Below are 18,926 nucleotides of genomic sequence, written 5' to 3' on the forward strand. Positions count from 1 at the left end.
AGCGCGAAGGCACCACATATGAGCAAACGACTGCGCCCCCATGTAGCCGCTCGCCCCACGGTTCTCGCGTTAGCCCTATTGGCCTCGCCCCTTCGTGCATCGGCTGGTGAGGTCGCGACGTTCGAACCGCTCGGTTTTTCCGAGGACGGCGGAGTCTATGCCTTCGGGCAGCACGGCATCCAGGATGGGTCCGGCTTTCCCTATGCCGAGATTTTCTTCCTCGATCTCGCCGAGGACCGCTTTTTGCCACCCTCCCCCGTCCGCATCCGGATCGAGGAAGACGGCGCCGGGGTCGCGGATGCCAGAGAGCAGGCTCGCGAGGCAGCCCAGCCGCTGTTCACAGCCTACGATCCGGAGGCGCATCCCGGCTCGCTCGTCGTCGCCAATCCACCGACCGAATTGTCGGCCGACCCGTACCGCGCCCGCTTCCTGCCCCGTCCCATCGAGCCGACGCCGGACAAGCCCGTCGAGCTGCGGCTGGAGCCAATCCCGCTTGGCGGCGGCGAAACCTGCGACGCATTCGGCACGTCCTACGGCTTTCGGCTGGTGCGCATTGCCACCGAGCCTGGGGATTCGGCCGTGCTGATTCACGAGGACACCGCAATTCCGGAGAGCCGGGGTTGCCCGCTCGACTATTCCCTGTCCGAAATCCGCGTCTATGAGCGGCCGACCGGTGGGTTTTCGTCGGTGGCGATCATCGGGGTCAAATCCGTCGGCTTCGAGGGACCGGACCTGCGCTACATCGCCAATCCGCTGCCGATGGACTGATGAGCGATCGCTTCGGCAAGCGTTGAGGCGCGGCGTCGGCTCTGTTAGACGGCAGCCGTTCCTCCCATCGTCTAGCTGAAAGACCTCCGCCATGATCCCGCGCTATTCCCGCCCCGAGATGGTCGACGTCTGGTCGCAGGAGACGAAGTACCGGATCTGGTTCGAGATCGAGGCCCATGCCTGCGACGCCCTCGCCGAGCTTGGGGTCATCCCCGCGAGCGCGGCGAAGACGATCTGGGAAAAGGGCAATGCCGCGACGTTCGACGTCGAGCGGATCGACGCGATCGAGCGTGAGACGAAGCACGACGTCATCGCCTTCCTGACGCATCTTGCGGAAATTGTCGGCCCGGACGCCCGCTTCGTCCACCAGGGCATGACCTCCTCGGACGTCCTCGACACCTGCTTCAACGTGCAGCTGACCAAGGCCTCCGACCTGCTCCTGGCCGATCTCGACGGGCTGCTCGCCGCGCTCGAACGCCGCGCCTTCGAGCACCGTGACACGGTCACGATCGGGCGCTCCCACGGCATCCATGCCGAGCCGACCACCTTCGGCGTCAAGCTCGCTCTCGCCTATGCCGAGTTCCAGCGCTGCCGCGAGCGCCTCGTCGCGGCCCGGGCCGAAATCGCCACTTGCGCGATTTCCGGCGCTGTCGGCACTTTTGCGAACATCGATCCGCGCGTCGAGGAGCACGTCGCCACGGCCATGGGACTGGCCCCGGAGCCGGTCTCGACGCAGGTCGTCCCGCGCGACCGGCACGCGATGTTCTTCGCCACGCTCGGCGTCATCGCGTCGTCGGTCGAGCGCCTCGCCACCGAAATCCGCCATCTGCAGCGCACCGAAGTGCTGGAAGCGGAGGAATATTTCTCGCCGGGCCAGAAGGGCTCGTCGGCGATGCCCCACAAGCGCAATCCGGTTCTGACGGAAAATCTCACGGGTCTTGCCCGCATGGTCCGCTCCTATGCCCTGCCGGCGATGGAGAACGTCGCGCTCTGGCACGAGCGCGACATTTCCCATTCCTCGGTCGAACGGATGATCGGACCGGACGCCACGGTGACGCTCGACTTCGCGCTCGCGCGCCTCACCGGCGTCGTCGACAAGCTGCTGGTCTATCCCGAGCGGATGCTGGCCAACCTCAACAAGTTCAAAGGCCTCGTCCATTCGCAGCGAGTGCTGCTGGCGCTCACGCAGGCCGGCGTTTCCCGCGAGGATTCCTACAAGCTGGTGCAGCGCAATGCGATGCGCGTGTGGGAAGAGGACAAGGACTTTCTGACTGAGCTCCTCGCTGACAAGGAGGTCATGGCGGCCTTGTCGGAGGCCGAGATTCGCGAAAAATTCGATCTCGGCTATCATACCAAGCATGTCGGCACGATCTTCGAGCGGGTTTTCGGCCGCGCCGGCTGAGCCCCGCACCTTCTTCGATTGTCGCCGCACCATAGCGCCTGGTCCGACCGATACGAGCTGGAGTCGGAGGGGCGCGGGAACGAAGGACATCGATATGCCGCACGCGTCGGATCGCTCCGCAACCTACGGCCGCAAGCACATGATCTGGATCGCGATCGCCGTAGTCGCGCTGGCGTTTCTCGTCTATTTCTTCTTCTTCACCACGACGCCGGATCGAGCGACATTGACCGAGGACGAACTGTCCCCGGCGACGACCGCCGAGGAGCCGGCCACCTAGCGACGAGACAAGGGCTCGACCTTCACCTGTTCTTACAGATGACAGGTTGCCAGGATCGAAATCCGGTGCTCTGACGGCTTGACTTGCGCGGCCCGTATTCGCATGTCCGGCTCATGCGCGTTGCCGAAGCCGATATCCTCATCCTGCCCGGTTACAAGGGCTCTCCCGACGACCACTGGCAGACCCGTTGGGAGCGAAGGCTTTCGACGGCGCGGCGTGTGCCGCAGGCCGAATGGACGAAGCCCGTCCGCGACGACTGGATGGCCGCGGTGGCGGATGCCGTGAACACCTCCGCCCGGCCGGTCGTCCTGGTCGCCCATTCGCTCGGCGTCGCCGCCGCCGTGCAGGCGATCCCGCGTTTTGAGCGGCCGGTGTCCGGCGCGTTCTTCGTCGCGCCTCCCCAGGTGGAGAACGATGCAATCCGCCCGAGACACCTGCGCACCTTCGGACCCTATCCGCGCGACCCGCTGCCGTTTCCCAGCGTCGTCGTCGCCAGCCGCAACGACATTTTCTCGTCCTTCGAGGCCGCCGAGGACATCGCCGGCGCCTGGGGATCGCTGTTCATCGATGCCGGCGAGGCCGGCCATCTGAACGCCGAGAGCGGCCATGGCCCCTGGCCGGAAGGCCTGCTGACCTTCGGCAAGTTCATGTCCCGCCTGACCGTGCCGGCCTGACCGGCCCCGTTCAGCCGCGAACGCCCTCAGCGAGCGCCCGCGCGCCTGCCACGACCATGCCCTGGTCCGACCCGACACACACCATCCGATAGCCATACTGGCGATAGCGCTTGGCGTCCTCTGGCGTTGCGGCGTAGATCGTGGCGATCTTGCCCGCCGCCGCGGTCGCCGCGGCAATCCGCTTGATCGCCCCCTCGGCCTTCGAGCCGCGCGGCTCGAGCGTCCCATCCCCTGACAAGGCGATCGACAGATCGGAGGGGCCGACGAAGACGCCGTCGAGGCCCTCGACCGCCAGGATCGCATCGAGATTGTCGACCGCCGCACCGGTTTCGATCATGGCAAAGGCCAGCGCCTCCTTGCGGGCGTCGGAGACGTAGTCGGCGCGATCGGCATAACCATGCAGTTCGCCGGCACGCGTGGGACCATAAGACCGCTGACCGAGCGGGGGATATTTCGCCACGGCCACGAAGGCGGCGGCGTCGTCGGCGGTTTCGATCATCGGCATCATCACGGCCGAGGCACCGAAATCGAGAACCCGCGCCGCAAGCGCCCGGTCCTCGATCGGCAAGCGCACCAGCGCGGGCTTGCCAAGCAGAACCGCGCGTTCGATACCGGCACGCAGGCTGGCCGTATCATGTAAACCGTGCTGGACGTCGAAGGTCACGGCGTCGAAATCGGCGCGCAGAAACGCCTCATGCACGACGGGATCGGTCAGGCCAAGCCAAGCGGAGACGACGAAGCCGCCTTCGCCCAGTAGGTCGCGCAGTCTGGGGAGCGCCATCAGGCGCTGCGAATCTGGGTTTCGGCTTCCGCCAGGAATTCCGCCAACTGCTTACGGATCTGATGTTCGGACTGTTCGACACCGGCGGCGACAAAGTCGTCGCGAATCTTGTGGACCACATCGTCATCGCCGGGCAGCAGGAAATCGACCTTGATGACCTCCTGCGCGTAGGCGTTCGCCTCCTCGCCGCTCTTGCCGAGCTTCTCGGCGGCCCAGAGGCCGATCAGCTTGTTGCGGCGCGCCTCGATCCGGAACCGCAGTTCCTGGTCGTGGGCATAGCGGGACTCGAAATCGCGCTCGCGATCGTTCAGGGACATAAACGTTCCTCCTTGACTGGAATCGGCCGGCCGATCGATTGGCCTTTCATCTGACATACGGTCCCGCGCGGTGATTTTGAAGCGTCATTTCGCTTGAAGCTCCATGATCAGGCCTTGATTTGCCGCCATTGCGGCACGACTTGCCCCAGAGCTATTGCCGAAACGATTGTGAAGGCGGGCCGTTTGGTCTATTCAGCCGCACCATCGTCAGCCGTCTTCGCACCGTGGCCAGGGCCGGTGCACCCATCACGATAGAGTTCCATGATGACACGTCGCCGCCGTATCTACGAAGGCAAGGGCAAGATCCTCTATGAGGGCCCCGAGCCTGGCACCCTGGTTCAGTTCTTCAAGGACGACGCCACCGCGTTCAACAAGAAGAAGCACGAGATCGTCGATGGCAAGGGCGTTCTCAACAACCGCATCTCGGAATACATTTTTTCCCATCTGAACAAGATGGGGATCCCGACCCACTTCATCCGCCGGCTCAACATGCGCGAGCAGCTGATCAAGGAGGTCGAGATCATCCCGCTCGAGGTGGTGGTGCGCAACATTGCCGCCGGCTCGCTCGCCAAGCGCCTCGGCATCGAGGAGGGCACTGTGTTGCCCCGCTCGATCATCGAGTTCTATTACAAGGCCGACGCACTCGACGATCCGATCGTTTCCGAAGAGCACATCACCGCCTTCGGCTGGGCGAGCCCGCAGGAGATCGACGACATCATGGCCCTGGCGATCCGGGTCAATGATTTCCTGTCCGGACTGTTCCTCGGCGTCGGCATCCAGCTCGTCGACTTCAAGATCGAGACCGGCCGGCTGTTCGAGGGCGACATGATGCGGATCATCGTCGCCGACGAGATCTCCCCCGATTCCTGCCGGCTGTGGGACGTGCAGACCCAGGACAAGCTCGACAAGGACCGCTTCCGTCAGGACATGGGCGGTCTCGTCGAGGCCTATCAGGAGGTCGCCCGCCGGCTCGGGATCATGAACGAAAACGAGCCGCCCCGCCCCTCCGGGCCGGTGTTGGTCAAGTAAGGCGGCGCAGAGCCTCCAAGCAGCCGGCACCGGCACTCAAGCTCGTTTATTCCAGGGACAGGCGGATATCGTGATCAAGGCTCGCATCGTCGTCACTCTCAAGACCGGCGTCCTCGACCCGCAGGGGAAGGCCATACAGGGCGCGCTCGGCCATCTCGGCTTTGCCGGCGTCGGCGCGGTCCGGCAGGGCAAGGTCTTCGACATCGAAGTCGACGCCAGCGACGAGGCGACAGCGCGCGCGCAGCTGACAGAGATGTGCGACAAGCTCCTCGCCAATACCGTGATCGAGAACTACACTGTCGAGATCGCGTAAAGGTTTCTCCGGAGCGAGGCGATGGCAGAGGTCACGAACGAGTTGGTATACGAGCTGATGAAACGCTTTCACGAGCGGTTCGACAAGCTCGACCACGGGCTTTCGGAAGTGAAGCAGGAGTTGATTTCGATACGCGGTCACTTTCTGTCCATGCAGACGGACATTCACAATATGTATGGCATGCTCGGCCGCCACGACGAGCGTCTCGAACGGATCGGGCGGCGTCTGGAGTTGCGCGAGATGGCCGAACCCCAGCGCCCATTCGACCATAATCCATGAACACTGCCGTCATTCTCCTCCCCGGCCTCAATCGCGACCGCGACATGATCGCGGCGCTGACCGCAATCACCGGCAAGGCGCCGCTCACGGTCTGGCAGACCGAGACGACGCTCCCCGATGTCGACCTGGTCGTCGTCCCCGGCGGGTTCTCCTTCGGCGATTATCTGCGCTGCGGTGCAATCGCCGCGCGCGCTCCGGTGATGCGCGTCGTCGCCGAGGTGGCGGCCAAAGGCGTTCCGGTCCTCGGCGTCTGCAATGGCTTCCAGATTCTGTGCGAAGCAGGGCTCTTGCCTGGCGCCCTGATGCGCAACAATTCGCTGCGCTTCGTCTGCCGGGACGTGAAGCTGGAAGTCGTGAACGCCGCGACGCGCTTTACCGCCAATTATCGCCAGGGCCAGGTGATCCGCTGTCCGGTCGCCCATCATGACGGCAATTACTTTGCCGACGCGATCACGCTGGCGCGTCTCGAGGGCGAAAACCGGGTCGTGTTCCGCTATGCCGAGGGGACCAATCCCAACGGGGCGATCCGCGACATCGCGGGGATCGTCAACGACGCCGGCAACGTCCTCGGCATGATGCCGCACCCGGAAAACCTCGTCGAGCCGGAGCACGGCGGCACCGACGGCCGCGCGATCTTCGAGGGCGCGCTCGGCATGACCGCGAGCGCCGCCGCGTGAGAAAAGCGCTCTTCGGACGGATGGCCGTCTTGGCCGCGCTGATGTTCCCGCTCGCACTCGGCGCCTGTGCCGTGGGTCCCGCGAACCCGAACCCATCAGGCGCGACGGCCGATTCCGGCCTCGACCGCCTGGAGCGGCTGACGCTGACGGCCAACCGTTGCTGGTTCAAATCCGGCGATCCGGCCTTTGCCCGCTACAGCCTCGCGCCGGAACTCTCCTCCTTCTCCGGCCGACCACGCTTCCTGTTGGTTCCGCGGGGCCAGCCCGAAGCACGGCCCCTGTTGGTCGTGGAAGCGCAATCCGGCTCGGCGAACATCGCCGTCTACGGGCCGCTGATGAATGAGGCTCTTGCAAGCCGCATCGATAGCGACCTCGCCCGTTGGCGTGCCGGCGGCAACGCGTGCTCGGCCTGACATGAGCGCGTTTCCTTATCCGGGCACCTTGGGGGCCTCGCTTCTTCTGGCCGGCAGCCTCTCCGCCTGCGCCGCGACCGACGGAACCGCATCCGGCCCGGCGTCACCTCCCGCGACGATCGCGGCGGCGTTCCCGACCACTGCGAATGCAGAACCCGACAGGATGGCCCACCGGGTCGGTCCGTCGGCCGCGGCCTTTTCGGACGGCAAGCTGAGTCCGGCCGAGATCGCCTATGTGAACGGCACCGCCGCCGCGATCTATCGACGCCGCGCCGTCGAACGTGCGACGAGCTTCGCGCCGACGGGCGATGCCGGCGGCTACGGGATTTGCGTGCGCTCGCCTGCGGCAAAGGGCGGTTACGACGTGTCGCTGGTGGTGATCGCCCGGCGCCTTTACGGCGAGCCGATCTCGCAAGTGGATGACGATACGATCGTGCTGCGGCGGGCCGCCGATACCGGTGTCTGCCGCTCGGCATCGGTCACCTATGTCGCTGCCCGGGTCGATTGACGCCAGCAATCGTCATCGGGGTCCATACCGCATTCCACACGGGCTTTTTCGTTGACGTCGCAGATGATAAGGCCGACGAGACAAGGCCCGGACCAACGCCCAGGACATGCCATGACCGCCGAGACCGACATCACCCCCGAATTGATCGCGGCCCACGGACTGAAACCGGATGAATACGAGCGCGTCCTGTCCTTGATCGGCCGCGAGCCGACGATCACCGAACTCGGCATCTTCTCGGCCATGTGGAACGAGCATTGTTCCTATAAATCCTCCAAGCGCTGGCTGCGGACGCTGCCGACCAAGGGGCCGCGCGTCCTCCAGGGTCCGGGCGAGAACGCCGGTGTCGTCGATATCGGCGACGGCATGGCGGTGGTCTTCAAGATGGAGAGCCACAACCACCCCTCCTTCATCGAGCCCTATCAAGGCGCGGCGACCGGCGTCGGCGGCATTCTGCGCGACGTCTTCACCATGGGCGCGCGGCCGATCGCGGCGATGAACGCGCTCCGCTTCGGCGCGCCAGACCACCCCAAGACCCGTCATCTCGTCGCCGGGGTGGTCGCCGGCGTCGGCGGTTACGGCAATTCCTTCGGCGTGCCGACGGTTGGCGGTGAGGTCAATTTCCATCCCCGCTACAACGGCAATTGCCTGGTCAACGCCTTTGCGGCGGGCCTTGCCCGGACCGATTCGATCTTCCTGTCGGAAGCCAAGGGCGTCGGCCTTCCGGTCGTCTATCTCGGCGCCAAGACCGGCCGTGACGGCGTCGGCGGCGCAACGATGGCGTCGGCCGAATTCGACGAGAACATCGAGGAGAAGCGGCCGACGGTGCAGGTCGGCGATCCCTTCACCGAAAAATGCCTGCTCGAGGCGTGTCTGGAACTCATGCAGACCGGCGCCGTCATCGCCATCCAGGACATGGGCGCGGCGGGTCTGACTTGCTCGGCCGTCGAGATGGGGGCCAAGGGCGGGCTTGGCATCGAGCTCGACCTCGACAAGGTGCCGGTGCGCGAGGCGGCGATGACGCCTTACGAGATGATGCTGTCGGAAAGCCAGGAGCGGATGCTGATGGTGCTCAGCCCCGACAAGCGCGAGGTGGCCGAGGCGATCTTCGTCAAATGGGGGCTCGATTTCGCGATCGTCGGGCGCACCACCGACGATCTGCGCTTCCGCATCATGTTCGAGGGCCGCGAGGTCGGCAATTTGCCGATCAAGGAACTCGGCGACGAGGCGCCGGAATACGACCGCCCGTGGATCGAGCCGAAGCCGGCACAAGCAATCCATGCCAAGGACGTTGCCGAGCCGGCCAATTATGGCGCGGCGTTGCTGACGTTGATCGGCTCGCCGGACCTGTGCTCACGCCGCTGGGTGTTCGAGCAATATGACACGCTGATCCAGGGCAACTCGCTGCAGCGCCCCGGCGGCGATGCCGGCGTCGTTCGCGTCGACGGGCACCCGACCAAGGCGCTCGCCTTTTCCTCCGACGTCACGCCCCGCTATTGCGAGGCCGACCCGTTTCAGGGCGGCGCCCAGGCCGTCGCCGAATGCTGGCGCAACCTGACCGCCGTCGGCGCCGAGCCGTTGGCGGCGACCGACAACCTCAATTTCGGCAACCCGGAAAAGCCGGAGCTGATGGGCCAGTTCGTCAAGGCGGTCGAGGGGATCGGCGCGGCCTGCGAGGCCCTCGCCTTCCCGATCGTCTCCGGCAATGTCTCGCTCTACAACGAGACCCATGGCGAGGCGATCCTGCCGACCCCGACCATCGGCGGCGTCGGGCTGATCGATGACCGCGCCATGACCGCCCGCGTCGGCGGCATGAAGGAGGACGACGTCCTGTTCCTCGTCGGCCGGGACGGCTCCCATCTTGGCGCGACGATTTATCTGCGTGAGATCGAGGGGCGCGAAGCCGGTGCGCCGCCGCCGGTGGACCTTGCGGAGGAAAAGCGCAACGGCGACTTCGTCCGCGGCCTGATCCGCTCCGGCCGCGTCGCGACCTGCCACGATCTGTCGGATGGCGGTCTCGCGATCGCGGTCGCGGAAATGTGCATGGCCTCCGATCGCGGGGCGCGGATCGATGCGGGCGACGGCGCGGGACACGCGCTGCTCTTCGGCGAGGATCAGGCCCGCTATGTCGTGGCGGTCGCCGCTGACATGGCCGGACCAATCGAAGCCGAAGCCGGTGAAGCTGGCGTGCCTGTGCGCCGGCTCGGGGTCGCTGGCGGCTCCCGGTTGGTCATCGACGGCCGGCTCGATCTGTCCGTCGCGGCTTTGACGATCGCGCACGAATCCTGGTTCCCGTCCTACATGTCGGGCGAGATCATCGAACCGGCCGCCGCCGCCTGAGCGAGGGACGACGCCCACTCCGATTGATCGCGCCCGGCGCGATCCCTATCATCCAGCAAGGTTCGCGATTCCAGACGCCGGACCAAGGAGATTCGCCATGCCCATGAACGCCAGCGACATCGAGAAGATGATCAAGAGCGAGATTCCCGATGCCGAGGTGACGATCCGCGATCTGGCCGGCGATGGCGACCACTACGCCGCGGAGATCGTCTCGGAGAGCTTTCGCGGCAAATCCCGGGTGCAGCAGCATCAGATGGTCTACAAGGCCTTGCAGGGCAATATGGGCGGGGAACTCCACGCCCTCGCCCTACAAACCAGCGCGCCGAAGTAGGCCATACGGCCTGACTTGGGAAGCGCCGCAGGAGCTTCGTCCTTCAAAACCCATCGGCCCGATGCTATCTAGGTGATGAAAATCCGCACGGTCACGTATGGCGGCCTGGAAGTTGACGGACGGCTCTCTCGCTTCGCCCGTTTCGCTTTTGGTCTCCCGGACCGTAGGGGCGGATGTATACGCAGTTTCAACCACCGGGCGTTGCACCCGGCGAGACGAAGGAATGACAGCCCATGACCGCCATCAACGAATGGATCGCCAATGAGGTGAAGACGAACGACGTCGTCGTCTTCATGAAGGGCACGCCCGCCTTCCCGCAATGCGGGTTTTCCGGTCAGATCGTCCAGATTCTGGACTATCTGGGTGTCGAATATAAGGGCGTGAACGTCCTTTCGTCCGACGATCTGCGTCAAGGCATCAAGGACTACGGCGATTGGCCGACGATTCCCCAGCTCTACGTCAAGGGCGAATTCGTCGGCGGCTGCGATATCGTCCGCGAGATGTTCCAGGCCGGCGAGCTTCAGACCTTCTTCGGCGAGAACGGCGTGGCGACGACCACACCGGCCGCTGCGAACGGCTAAGCCCAAAATCCGGCTCGGCTTCTATTTGCGGACGTCTGATAGCCCGTGCGCTTCGGCGCGCGGGCTTCCATGTTGACGGACCGTTTCCGCCCGCAGCCGATTGAAAATGATAAGTATGCCTTGTAATTTGGCAATCCTGGAATAGGTCTCCGCGTGCTCCTTCGAGAGGCCGGCAATGTCCAACGCATCCACGAATAATCAAACGCGCGGGCTCCCCTACTGGGAACTCGTGACGATGATCGCCTGCCTGATGGCGATGAACGCGGCGGCGATCGACATCTTCATCCCGGCGATGCAGGAGATGGGATCGGCGCTCGGCGTCGCTGACGCGAACCAGCGCCAGTTGGTGATCACCGCCTACATCCTGGGGTTCGGTAGCGCTCAGATCGTCTATGGCACGCTCTCCGACCGGTTCGGGCGGCGGCCGATCCTGTTTTTCGGACTCGGCGTCTATGTCCTTGCCTCGGTGGCGGCGATCTTCGCGCCGGACTTCGAGACGGTTCTCGCGCTGCGGGCGATCCAGGGCGTCGGCGCGGCGGCGACGCGCGTGATCGCGGTCTCGGTGGTCCGCGATAGCTTCGACGGACGGCGGATGGCGAGCGTCATGTCGCTGGTGATGATGGTGTTCATGGCCGTGCCGGTGATCGCCCCAAACATCGGCCAGTTGATCATGCTGTTCGGAGACTGGCGCGAGATCTTCCTGGCGATCGGGGTCTTCGGCGTCGCCGTGGCAATCTGGACGGCCATCCGCCTGCCAGAGACGCTGCACCCCGAGAACCGGCGGGAACTGACCGCCAAGCGCATCATCGAGGCGTTTCGGATCGTCCTGACCAACCGGGTCGCCTTCGGCTACACGGTCGCAACGGCGCTGATCTTCGGCGTGCTGTTCGGTTTTCTCAACCAGGCCGAACAGCTTTACACGGAGGTCTATGGCCTCGGCCCGACCTTCACCCTCGTCTTCGCGGCGACGGCGGTGTTCATGGCGCTCGCTTCCTTTCTCAATGCGCGATTGGTCGAGAACCTTGGCATGCGCCGCTTGTCGCATGGGGCGCTGATCGGCTTCCTGTTCCTGGCGGTCATCCACCTCGTCGTTGCCTACGCCATGGGGGGCGCTGCCCCGCTGTGGTTTTTCGTCCCCATGCTGACCGTCAATTTCTGCCTGTTCGGCTTCATCGGCACGAATTTCAACGCGCTTGCCATGGATCCGCTCGGCCATGTGGCGGGAACGGCCTCGTCGGTTCTCGGCTTCATGCAGACCTTCGGGGGCGGCCTGTTCGGCGCGGTGATCGGCTATTTCTACGATGGCACGGTCGTGCCGATCCTGGTGGGCTTCATGGTCTTGTCGATCGCCGCTCTCGGTTCGGTCTTGCTGGCCGAGGGGCGGCTGTTCGAGGCCAGGAACGCACCGGCGCCTCACGCAACTGGGGCGCTTCGCCAAAACCCAGCCGAATAGACCTATCGGAGGCAGGCAGGCAGGCAGGTAGGTCGGGGTGCCTAAACGGGCAGCAGCCCGTCCCGGACATCCTGCCAGTGGCGGGAATCGCACGCCGCTATCAGCGAGCCGCCGCGGTCCCTCGGCGTATAGGAAGAGCCGTCGGCCTTGGCGACCTGCCCGCCCGCCTCGGCGACCAGCAGGCAACCGGCCAGATGATCCCAGGGCATCAGCTTCGAATAGAGCGAGAAGTGCGCGCCGCCCGAAGCGAGCAGGCGATACTCGTGGCCGGCACAGCGGTAGTTGCCGAAGATCTTCACCGTTCCGAGACGCGGCAACAAAGCCGCTTTTTGGTCGGCGGGGAAATGGGTCGCGCTGACGCAGCCGACGGCATCGGCCAGCGCCACGGGCTTGGCTACCTTGAGCGGGTGCGTCTCTCCCAATGGGGTTTTGCGGAAGGCGCCGCCCCCTTTCTCCGCCATCATGAAGTCGTCACCGAGCGGGTCATAGATGATCCCGCCGACGGTCTCGCCCTTTGCCACTACCGCAGCCATGACCGCGAAAAGCGGTAGCCCGGCGGCAAAATTGGCCGTTCCATCGATCGGATCGACGACGATGGCGAGATCGGCATCATCCAGCCGGCCGAGGAGGTGCGGATCCGCCGCAACCGATTCCTCGCCGACGAAAAGCGCGCCCGGGGCAAGCGCACGACATTCGCGCGCGATGAAGCGTTCGGCCGCCTCGTCGGCTTCCGTCACCAGATCGGTCGCCGATGTCTTTTCCCGAATGTCCACGTCCGACAGGTTGCGGAAGCGCGGCATGATTTCCACTTTCGCCGCTTCGCGCAGAATGTCGGCAAGGCGCTCGATATCGATCGACCGGGTCAAGCGTCTGAACTTTCCATAGCCGGAGAGAGGGCCGCGAAATCGAACAGCGCCGGATCGAGCAGGTGCCCAGCCCGCACGTTCGACAGCGCGCGCATCATCACTTGCTTGCGGCCGGGAAACCGCCGCTCCATGTCGGCGAGCATCTGCTTGGTCACATTGCGCTGCAGGCCGTCCTGACTGCCGCAGAGATCGCAAGGGATGATCGGAAACGTCATGGCGTCAGAAAACTTCGCGATATCTTCCTCGGCGGACCGGATCAGCGGCCTTAGGACGAGAAGATCGCCCTCGTCGTTGAGGAGCTTGGCCGGCATCGCGGAGAGCCGGCCGCCATGAAACAGGTTCATGAAGAAGGTTTCCAGGCAATCGTCGCGGTGATGGCCAAGAACCAGCGCCTCGCAGCCCTCTTCCCGCGCGATGCGATAGAGGTTGCCGCGCCGCAGCCGCGAACAGAGCGCGCAATAGGTGGCGCCCTCCGGCACCTTTTCGGTCACGACCGAATAGGTGTCGCGATATTCGATCCGGTGCGCGATGCCGAAGCGGGTCAGGAAATCCGGCAGGACGTGCTTGGGAAAGTTCGGTTGGCCCTGATCGAGATTGCAGGCCAGAAGATCGACCGGCAGCAGGCCGCGCCATTTGAGGTCGTGCAGCAGCGCCAGCAGCGCGTAGGAATCCTTGCCGCCCGAAATGCCGACGAGCCAGCGGGCGCCCGGCCGCGCCATCCGGCACTGCTCGATCGTTTCGCGCATCTCGCGGAGCAGCCGCTTGCGCAGCTTCTTGAAGCCGACCGACGACGGAACGTCGCGAAACAGCGGGTGAGCACCCTCAGCCTCGCTCTCCGGGTCGCGGGCCTCGTCCGCCAGATTCGCGACGTCGAAGCGCTCTTCCTCCAGCATTGTCGTCCCTTCCCGGTTTCACCTCCGTCTAAACCGCGAAGCCCCAAAACAAAAGGCCGCCCCGAGGGACGGCCTTCGCATTCGTAACGGATCGAGCGGCGATCAGCGCGAGTAGAACTCGACGACCAGGTTCGGCTCCATCTGCACCGGATACGGCACGTCGTGAAGGCCCGGCACGCGCTGGTAGGTCGCGACCATCTTCTGGTGATCGACCTCGATATAGTCCGGCACGTCGCGCTCGGCGAGCTGGATCGACTCGAGCACGATGGTCAGCTGCTTCGACTTCGGCCGCACCTCGATCACGTCGCCCGGCTTGCAGACGTAGGACTGGATGTTCGTGCGCCGGCCGTTGACGTTCACATGACCATGGTTGACGAACTGCCGCGCCGCGAAGATCGTCGCGACGAACTTCGAGCGGTAGACGACGGCATCAAGCCGGCTCTCCAGGAGGCCGATCAGGTTCTCGGAGGTGTCGCCCCGTCGACGCGCGGCCTCTTCGTAGATCTTGCGGAACTGCTTCTCGGAAACGTCGCCGTAATAGCCCTTGAGCTTCTGCTTGGCGCGCAGCTGCACGCCGAAATCAGAGACCTTGCCCTTGCGGCGCTGGCCGTGCTGGCCCGGGCCGTACTGGCGGCGGTTGACCGGGGACTTCGGACGTCCCCAGATGTTTTCGCCCATGCGGCGATCGATTTTGTACTTCGCTGATGCGCGCTTGCTCATCGCATTTCCTTCAATAACAGCGAAGCCCGCGGATCGTCCGTGGGCTTTCAAGGAAACGCGCCCTCCTCTGCCCGCATTTCGCGGACTGACAGGACGGCATGGGCACGATGCGATGCCGTCCACGGGACACGTCAAAAACCGGCTGGAACGGAATCCCAACCGGATGAGTGCTTCCTAACGACCAGCCGCGGGGGTGTCAACGACCGAGGAAGATACCGGCCTCAGTACTTCGCGATAACCCAGATGGCGTGGATGATGCCGGGAATGTAGCCGAGCAGCGTCAGGAGAACGTTGATCCAGAAATGCTTGCCCAGGCCAACCTGAAGAAAGACGCCGAGCGGCGGCAGGAGGATGGCGACGATGATGCGAATGATGTCCATGTGCGGTCAAGCCTTCGTGATTGTGTTGACGGACCAACGTCCGCGACGCGAGGTCGTTCCCCTCGGCAACGGTTTTGCGGCGCGGGTCGTCATCAATTGGCCGCAACGGCTCGCCAAGGCTGCGGCGATGATCAGCCGAACGGATTTGTCATGAAGCCTCTGCTTATCCCGTCGATCGCCGCGTTTATGGGCATTTCCTCCCTGGTTGCCGCAGCCCGGCCGGCCGACTATTTCGCTCGCTACGACGGTGGCTGGGTCGGTAGCGGCTCGGTGAAGGTGGAGCAGCTTCCCGGACCGAACAATGTGACTTGCAAAGTCGCGGGCAGCCGCGGCAGCAAGACCTCGTTCTCGCTGGCCGGAACCTGTCGGGCCATGCTGGTCGTGAGCCGGAAGATCGGCGCGGACCTTAGACTCGATCCGGAGACAGGCACCTACTCGGGAACCTATACCGGGTCGTCAAGCGGCCCGGCCCGCCTCGTCGGCAGACTGAAAGGTGATACGCTCGATCTCACAGTCACCTGGGGCCGCGTCATCTACGACGACAACACGGCGCGGATGCTGATCGAGAACCCCGGCGGACAATCCTTCCGGATGCAGGTCGTGGAAAAGATCGACGGCAAGGCGGTCACCGTTTCAGACCTCAGCTTCCAGCGCGGTTGATTGCAGCCACCGGGCCGTCTTACAGCGCCAGGCCAAAGCCGTGAATCAGTCGCCGGGTCGCGTAGTCCGGTGCGCCGGAGGTGAACACCGCATGGTCGAAACCCTCCAGCAATTCGGCGGCGACGGCAGCGCCGGTCACCTTGAAGGCCTGCCGGGCGATCGCCTCGGCGGGGTCGAGCCAATCGACCGGCCACGGCGCCAGCTTGCGGAACATGTTGGCGAGAAACGGATAGTGCGTGCAGGCGAGGACGACGATGTCGGTACGCCGGCCGTCCCGCTCGACAAAGCATTCGGCGATCTCCCCCCACAGGGCTTTCCCGTCGACCGGCCGTCCCCTGATGTGGCTCTCCGCCATGCCGGCCAGCTTCTGCGAGCCGACCAGGGTCACGTCGCATTGGCGGGCGAAATCGTCGATCAAACCCCGCGTATAGTCGCGCCGCACGGTTCCTGGCGTGGCGAGCACGCTGACAAGGCCCGAACGGGTGCGCTCGGCCGCCGGCTTGATGGCGGGCACCGTGCCGACGAAGGGGATGGAGAAGCGCTCCCGCAGCTCCGGCAGCAGCAGCGTGGAAGCGGTGTTGCAGGCGATGACGGCGGCCTCCGGCCGGTGGGTCGCGATCATTTCCGCGAAAAGGTCGGAAACACGCTGGACCAGTGGCGCCTCCTCCCAGTCGCCATAGGGAAAGCCGGCGTCATCGACGACGTAGACAAAGCGACGATCCGGCATGACGGTTCTGAGCTCCCGCAAGACCGTCAGACCGCCGATACCGGAATCGAACACCAGAATCGGGTCGCTCATTTTTCGCCCTCTCCCCTTGCGATGGCGAAATCGAACGCCTTGATCACGCCGCGCAGGGTCCGCACTTCGGGCTCGGAAAAGCCGGCCTTGGTCAGCATGGTGCGAAGGTTCTGGACAAACACCTCGCGCTTCTCGGGCGGGTGGAAATAACCGGCCTTGGCCAGCGAGGATTCCAGATGATCGAACAGCCGGTGGAGGTCGGCTTTTTGTGCCGCCGGCGCCTCGGGCGCGGCAAAACGCGGCTTGGTCGCGTCTTCCGTGCCCGCCATGCGCCATGCATAGCTCATCAGCAGCACGGCCTGGGCGATATTGAGCGAGGCAAACGCCGGATCGACCGGAAACGTCACGATCTCGTCGGCGAGCCCGACCTCTTCGTTCGACAGTCCGAAACGCTCGCGGCCGAACAGGATGCCGGCGGGCTGACCAGCGCCGATTCGCGCCCGCAATTCTCCTGCCGCCGTTTCCGGTCCGCGCACCGGCTTGAAGCTGTCGCGCGGCCGCGCCGTGGTGGCGAGGACGAAAGTCAGATCGGCCACCGCCGCCTCGACCGAATCGAACAGACGGACGGCGTCGATAACGTGGTCGGCGCGGGACGCCGCGGCCCTTGCCTTGTCGCTCGGCCAGCCATCGCGCGGTTTGACGAGGCGCAAATCGGCGAGGCCGAAATTCGCCATGGCCCGTGCGACCATGCCGATGTTTTCGCCGAGCTGTGGCTCGACGAGGATGATCGCCGGTCCAGGTTCCGGCGCAACGGGCATGGGGACTTGCGGCAAGACTGGGTTCCCTTTTTCCCGAAGCTGATAGCGCGCCCCGCCCTCGCCGCCAAGCCAGAGCGCGACGCATGGAATCCCCGGTCAGAACGCGTAGCCGTCGATCCCTTGCCACGCGACGCGGCGGACACCCTCGGGATCAAGCAGCACACGGTCGCGCACGGCGAATATCTTCGTCTTGCGAGCGGTCGTGTCGTAAGCGGGCCAGTCGTCGCCTGGTCGACCACCGTTGACGAAACGCATCCAATGGGTGCGCATCCGCTCGGCTAGCGCTTGGCGCTCATGGTCCGGCAGAACGCCCAGATAAATGCCGCGAAACGGCTTGAGGAAGTCTTCGAAGAGGAGCGGCAGGTCGACCGAATGCGTGGCCCCGAGCCGCGACATCAATCCCTTTGCCTCCCAATCGAGACGATACATGAAGGTTGGCGCCCGCCTCGCATGATCATCTGCCTGGTGGATCGCCGCCATCCGGAACAGGAGGTCGGTCCCGAAGGCGACCCGCTCGTTCCGGTCATCCGAATAGAGCCGGGAGACACGCCTCGCCCCTTCCGTTCCGGCCACGCTTTCCACCCACTTCGCCAGCGCCTCCTTGCGGCTGTCGATGCGAAACATCGACAATTCGCTGAACAGCGAAAACTCGTCGCGGTTCGTGCCGATCAGCAAGGGCACCGGCTTCATCGCGCCATAGAGCGCCGGCAGAGTCGTCTCGGGTAGCTCGGTTCCATCAAGATAGGGGCGGGACAGGATGCCGGTATGCTTGTCGGCGAGTGATCGCATAGCCACCGCGAAGGCGGCGTGATCCAACCGAAACAGCCGTTCCGGGTCTCCTTTCGGCGACATTATCCGCAGGACGTCCCGGCTCACCTCCGCCGCCCGTTCGCGCGTGTAGAAGAGATTCAGCGTTCCGGACTGTAGGATCGCCTGGGCATAGAGCGGCTGGGAGCGACGCGCGACGAGGTGAAACGCGACGGCCGCCGCGCCAGCCGATTCGCCGGCAATGGTGACGCGGTCGGGATCGCCGCCGAAGGCCGCGATGTTGTCCCGCACCCATTCCAGCGCCAGGCGCTGGTCGAGGAGTCCCGCGTTGGCCGCAAATCGGTCGTCGCCGGGAAACAGTTCGGCGAAGGCGTTGAAGCCGAACAGGCCCAGACGGTAGTTCAACGTCACCACGACGGCGTCGCCGCGACGGGCGAGATCGTCTCCGGGATATTGCGCCCCCGCGCCGATGATGAAACCGCCACCGTGGATGAACACGAGAACCGCCTTTTTGCCCTGCACGTCCGGTGTCCAGACATGCAGATTGAGGCAGCCCTCGCTGAACGAGCGCGTCAGTCGCGTAAGTTGGGTGAGTGGTTCGGGCAACGAGTGGCTCTGCGGCGCCGCCGGCCCGTATTGGTCCGCATGAAAAGCCGCTTCGAAGCGCCGGACCGGTTTGGGGGCAGCGAAGCGGGCTCGGCCGGTCGGGGGCTCGGCATAGGGAATACCGCGGAATCCGGCGATGCCGTTTCTTTCGATGCCGCGGACCGGCCCGCAGGGTGCCTCGACGAGAACCGACTTCGGCATATGCGACTCCTGGCTTTTCGAGCTCTGCCCGTTCCGCGGCCTCGCCGAAGCGGCGACGCTGCTTTGCGCCGACCGGTGCCGGTGCTATAGGGCGCGCTGAACTTCGGGAAGCGGCCCCGCTTCCTATCGTCACCT

24 protein-coding genes are annotated in these 18,926 nt (G+C 64.8%); 15 read left to right on the forward strand and 9 right to left on the reverse strand.

The window, feature by feature from the left end; genetic code table 11:
* The first annotated feature begins 18 nt into the window (after positions 1–18).
* From MJ956_RS05755 to MJ956_RS05770, 4 genes are all read left to right on the forward strand, one after another.
* Positions 19–768, forward strand: coding sequence for a DUF2259 domain-containing protein (locus MJ956_RS05755; protein WP_253963521.1), 750 nt, complete (start codon positions 19–21; stop codon positions 766–768).
* Positions 769–859: 91 nt separating this feature from the next.
* Positions 860–2,170 carry an adenylosuccinate lyase gene (gene purB, locus MJ956_RS05760; RefSeq protein WP_253963522.1) on the forward strand — a complete coding sequence of 437 codons (1,311 nt, stop codon included), beginning with the start codon at positions 860–862 and terminating at the stop codon, positions 2,168–2,170.
* A 94-nt stretch (positions 2,171–2,264) separates the two neighbouring features.
* Positions 2,265–2,447: a hypothetical protein gene (locus MJ956_RS05765; protein ID WP_253963523.1), complete on the forward strand. Its 183-nt coding sequence runs from the start codon at positions 2,265–2,267 to the stop codon at positions 2,445–2,447.
* A 113-nt stretch (positions 2,448–2,560) separates the two neighbouring features.
* On the forward strand, positions 2,561–3,121 hold the full coding sequence (locus MJ956_RS05770; RefSeq protein ID WP_253963524.1) for an RBBP9/YdeN family alpha/beta hydrolase: 561 nt from the start codon (positions 2,561–2,563) through the stop codon (positions 3,119–3,121).
* A 10-nt stretch (positions 3,122–3,131) separates the two neighbouring features.
* Here MJ956_RS05770 and MJ956_RS05775 read toward each other — a convergent pair whose 3' ends face one another.
* Both MJ956_RS05775 and MJ956_RS05780 read right to left on the reverse strand, forming a co-directional pair.
* Positions 3,132–3,902, reverse strand: coding sequence for an HpcH/HpaI aldolase family protein (locus tag MJ956_RS05775; RefSeq protein ID WP_253963525.1), 771 nt, complete (start codon positions 3,900–3,902; stop codon positions 3,132–3,134).
* On the reverse strand, positions 3,902–4,219 hold the full coding sequence (locus tag MJ956_RS05780) for a DUF1476 domain-containing protein (RefSeq protein ID WP_253963526.1): 318 nt from the start codon (positions 4,217–4,219) through the stop codon (positions 3,902–3,904). The genes MJ956_RS05775 and MJ956_RS05780 overlap by 1 nt, the downstream gene beginning before the upstream one ends.
* A 264-nt stretch (positions 4,220–4,483) precedes the next feature.
* Between MJ956_RS05780 and purC the strand changes: the two genes are divergently transcribed.
* The 10 genes from purC (at position 4,484) to MJ956_RS05830 (ending at position 12,140) form a co-directional block, all read left to right on the forward strand.
* On the forward strand, positions 4,484–5,248 hold the full coding sequence (gene purC / locus MJ956_RS05785) for a phosphoribosylaminoimidazolesuccinocarboxamide synthase (protein WP_206454582.1): 765 nt from the start codon (positions 4,484–4,486) through the stop codon (positions 5,246–5,248).
* Between the two features lie 70 nt (positions 5,249–5,318).
* Positions 5,319–5,561: a phosphoribosylformylglycinamidine synthase subunit PurS gene (gene purS, locus MJ956_RS05790; protein ID WP_253963527.1), complete on the forward strand. Its 243-nt coding sequence runs from the start codon at positions 5,319–5,321 to the stop codon at positions 5,559–5,561.
* A gap of 21 nt (positions 5,562–5,582) precedes the next feature.
* Positions 5,583–5,840 carry a hypothetical protein gene (locus tag MJ956_RS05795; protein ID WP_253963528.1) on the forward strand — a complete coding sequence of 86 codons (258 nt, stop codon included), beginning with the start codon at positions 5,583–5,585 and terminating at the stop codon, positions 5,838–5,840.
* Positions 5,837–6,517, forward strand: a complete 681-nt coding sequence (gene purQ / locus MJ956_RS05800) for a phosphoribosylformylglycinamidine synthase subunit PurQ (RefSeq protein ID WP_253963529.1) — start codon at positions 5,837–5,839, stop codon at positions 6,515–6,517. Before MJ956_RS05795 ends, purQ begins: the two co-directional genes overlap by 4 nt.
* A gap of 20 nt (positions 6,518–6,537) precedes the next feature.
* On the forward strand, positions 6,538–6,930 hold the full coding sequence (locus MJ956_RS05805) for a hypothetical protein (RefSeq protein WP_256477756.1): 393 nt from the start codon (positions 6,538–6,540) through the stop codon (positions 6,928–6,930).
* Position 6,931: 1 nt separating this feature from the next.
* Positions 6,932–7,438, forward strand: a complete 507-nt coding sequence (locus tag MJ956_RS05810; protein ID WP_253963531.1) for a hypothetical protein — start codon at positions 6,932–6,934, stop codon at positions 7,436–7,438.
* Positions 7,439–7,549: 111 nt separating this feature from the next.
* The gene (gene purL / locus MJ956_RS05815) at positions 7,550–9,775 is read left to right on the forward strand and encodes a phosphoribosylformylglycinamidine synthase subunit PurL (RefSeq protein WP_253963532.1); all 2,226 of its coding nucleotides are present in this window, start codon (positions 7,550–7,552) and stop codon (positions 9,773–9,775) included.
* Positions 9,776–9,872: 97 nt separating this feature from the next.
* On the forward strand, positions 9,873–10,106 hold the full coding sequence (locus MJ956_RS05820; protein ID WP_253963533.1) for a BolA family protein: 234 nt from the start codon (positions 9,873–9,875) through the stop codon (positions 10,104–10,106).
* Positions 10,107–10,339: 233 nt separating this feature from the next.
* Positions 10,340–10,687 (forward strand): Grx4 family monothiol glutaredoxin, encoded by a 348-nt coding sequence (grxD, locus tag MJ956_RS05825; protein WP_253963534.1) that lies wholly within the window; start codon positions 10,340–10,342, stop codon positions 10,685–10,687.
* A gap of 175 nt (positions 10,688–10,862) precedes the next feature.
* Complete coding sequence (locus tag MJ956_RS05830; RefSeq protein WP_253963535.1) at positions 10,863–12,140, forward strand: multidrug effflux MFS transporter; 1,278 nt, start codon at positions 10,863–10,865, stop codon at positions 12,138–12,140.
* 41 nt (positions 12,141–12,181) lie between these two features.
* Here the strand turns inward: MJ956_RS05830 and MJ956_RS05835 are convergent, their stop codons facing one another.
* From MJ956_RS05835 to MJ956_RS05850, 4 genes are all read right to left on the reverse strand, one after another.
* On the reverse strand, positions 12,182–13,006 hold the full coding sequence (locus MJ956_RS05835; RefSeq protein ID WP_253963536.1) for an inositol monophosphatase family protein: 825 nt from the start codon (positions 13,004–13,006) through the stop codon (positions 12,182–12,184).
* On the reverse strand, positions 13,003–13,899 hold the full coding sequence (ttcA, locus tag MJ956_RS05840; protein ID WP_253963537.1) for a tRNA 2-thiocytidine(32) synthetase TtcA: 897 nt from the start codon (positions 13,897–13,899) through the stop codon (positions 13,003–13,005). Before ttcA ends, MJ956_RS05835 begins: the two co-directional genes overlap by 4 nt.
* Before the next feature lie 102 nt (positions 13,900–14,001).
* On the reverse strand, positions 14,002–14,619 hold the full coding sequence (rpsD, locus tag MJ956_RS05845; protein WP_253963538.1) for a 30S ribosomal protein S4: 618 nt from the start codon (positions 14,617–14,619) through the stop codon (positions 14,002–14,004).
* 221 nt (positions 14,620–14,840) lie between these two features.
* Entirely contained in the window at positions 14,841–14,999 is a 159-nt protein-coding gene (locus tag MJ956_RS05850) for a YqaE/Pmp3 family membrane protein (RefSeq protein WP_253963539.1), read from the reverse strand.
* A 150-nt stretch (positions 15,000–15,149) separates the two neighbouring features.
* Here MJ956_RS05850 and MJ956_RS05855 point away from each other — a divergent pair, with 150 nt between their 5' ends.
* Entirely contained in the window at positions 15,150–15,659 is a 510-nt protein-coding gene (locus tag MJ956_RS05855; RefSeq protein ID WP_253963540.1) for a hypothetical protein, read from the forward strand.
* A 19-nt stretch (positions 15,660–15,678) separates the two neighbouring features.
* On the opposite strand, the gene murI is transcribed toward MJ956_RS05855, so the two are convergent.
* The 3 genes from murI to MJ956_RS05870 all read right to left on the reverse strand — a co-directional run bounded on the left by murI (position 15,679) and on the right by MJ956_RS05870 (position 18,791).
* The gene (murI, locus tag MJ956_RS05860; protein WP_253963541.1) at positions 15,679–16,458 is read right to left on the reverse strand and encodes a glutamate racemase; all 780 of its coding nucleotides are present in this window, start codon (positions 16,456–16,458) and stop codon (positions 15,679–15,681) included.
* Entirely contained in the window at positions 16,455–17,216 is a 762-nt protein-coding gene (locus MJ956_RS05865) for an RNA methyltransferase (protein ID WP_253963585.1), read from the reverse strand. Before MJ956_RS05865 ends, murI begins: the two co-directional genes overlap by 4 nt.
* Positions 17,217–17,312: 96 nt before the next feature.
* Positions 17,313–18,791 (reverse strand): carboxylesterase/lipase family protein, encoded by a 1,479-nt coding sequence (locus MJ956_RS05870; protein ID WP_253963542.1) that lies wholly within the window; start codon positions 18,789–18,791, stop codon positions 17,313–17,315.
* Between the last annotated feature and the right edge of the window lie 135 nt (positions 18,792–18,926).

It is taken from the genome of Aurantimonas marianensis, from assembly GCF_024195285.1.
In the GTDB taxonomy this organism is placed as follows: Bacteria; Pseudomonadota; Alphaproteobacteria; order Rhizobiales; family Rhizobiaceae; genus Aurantimonas; species Aurantimonas marianensis.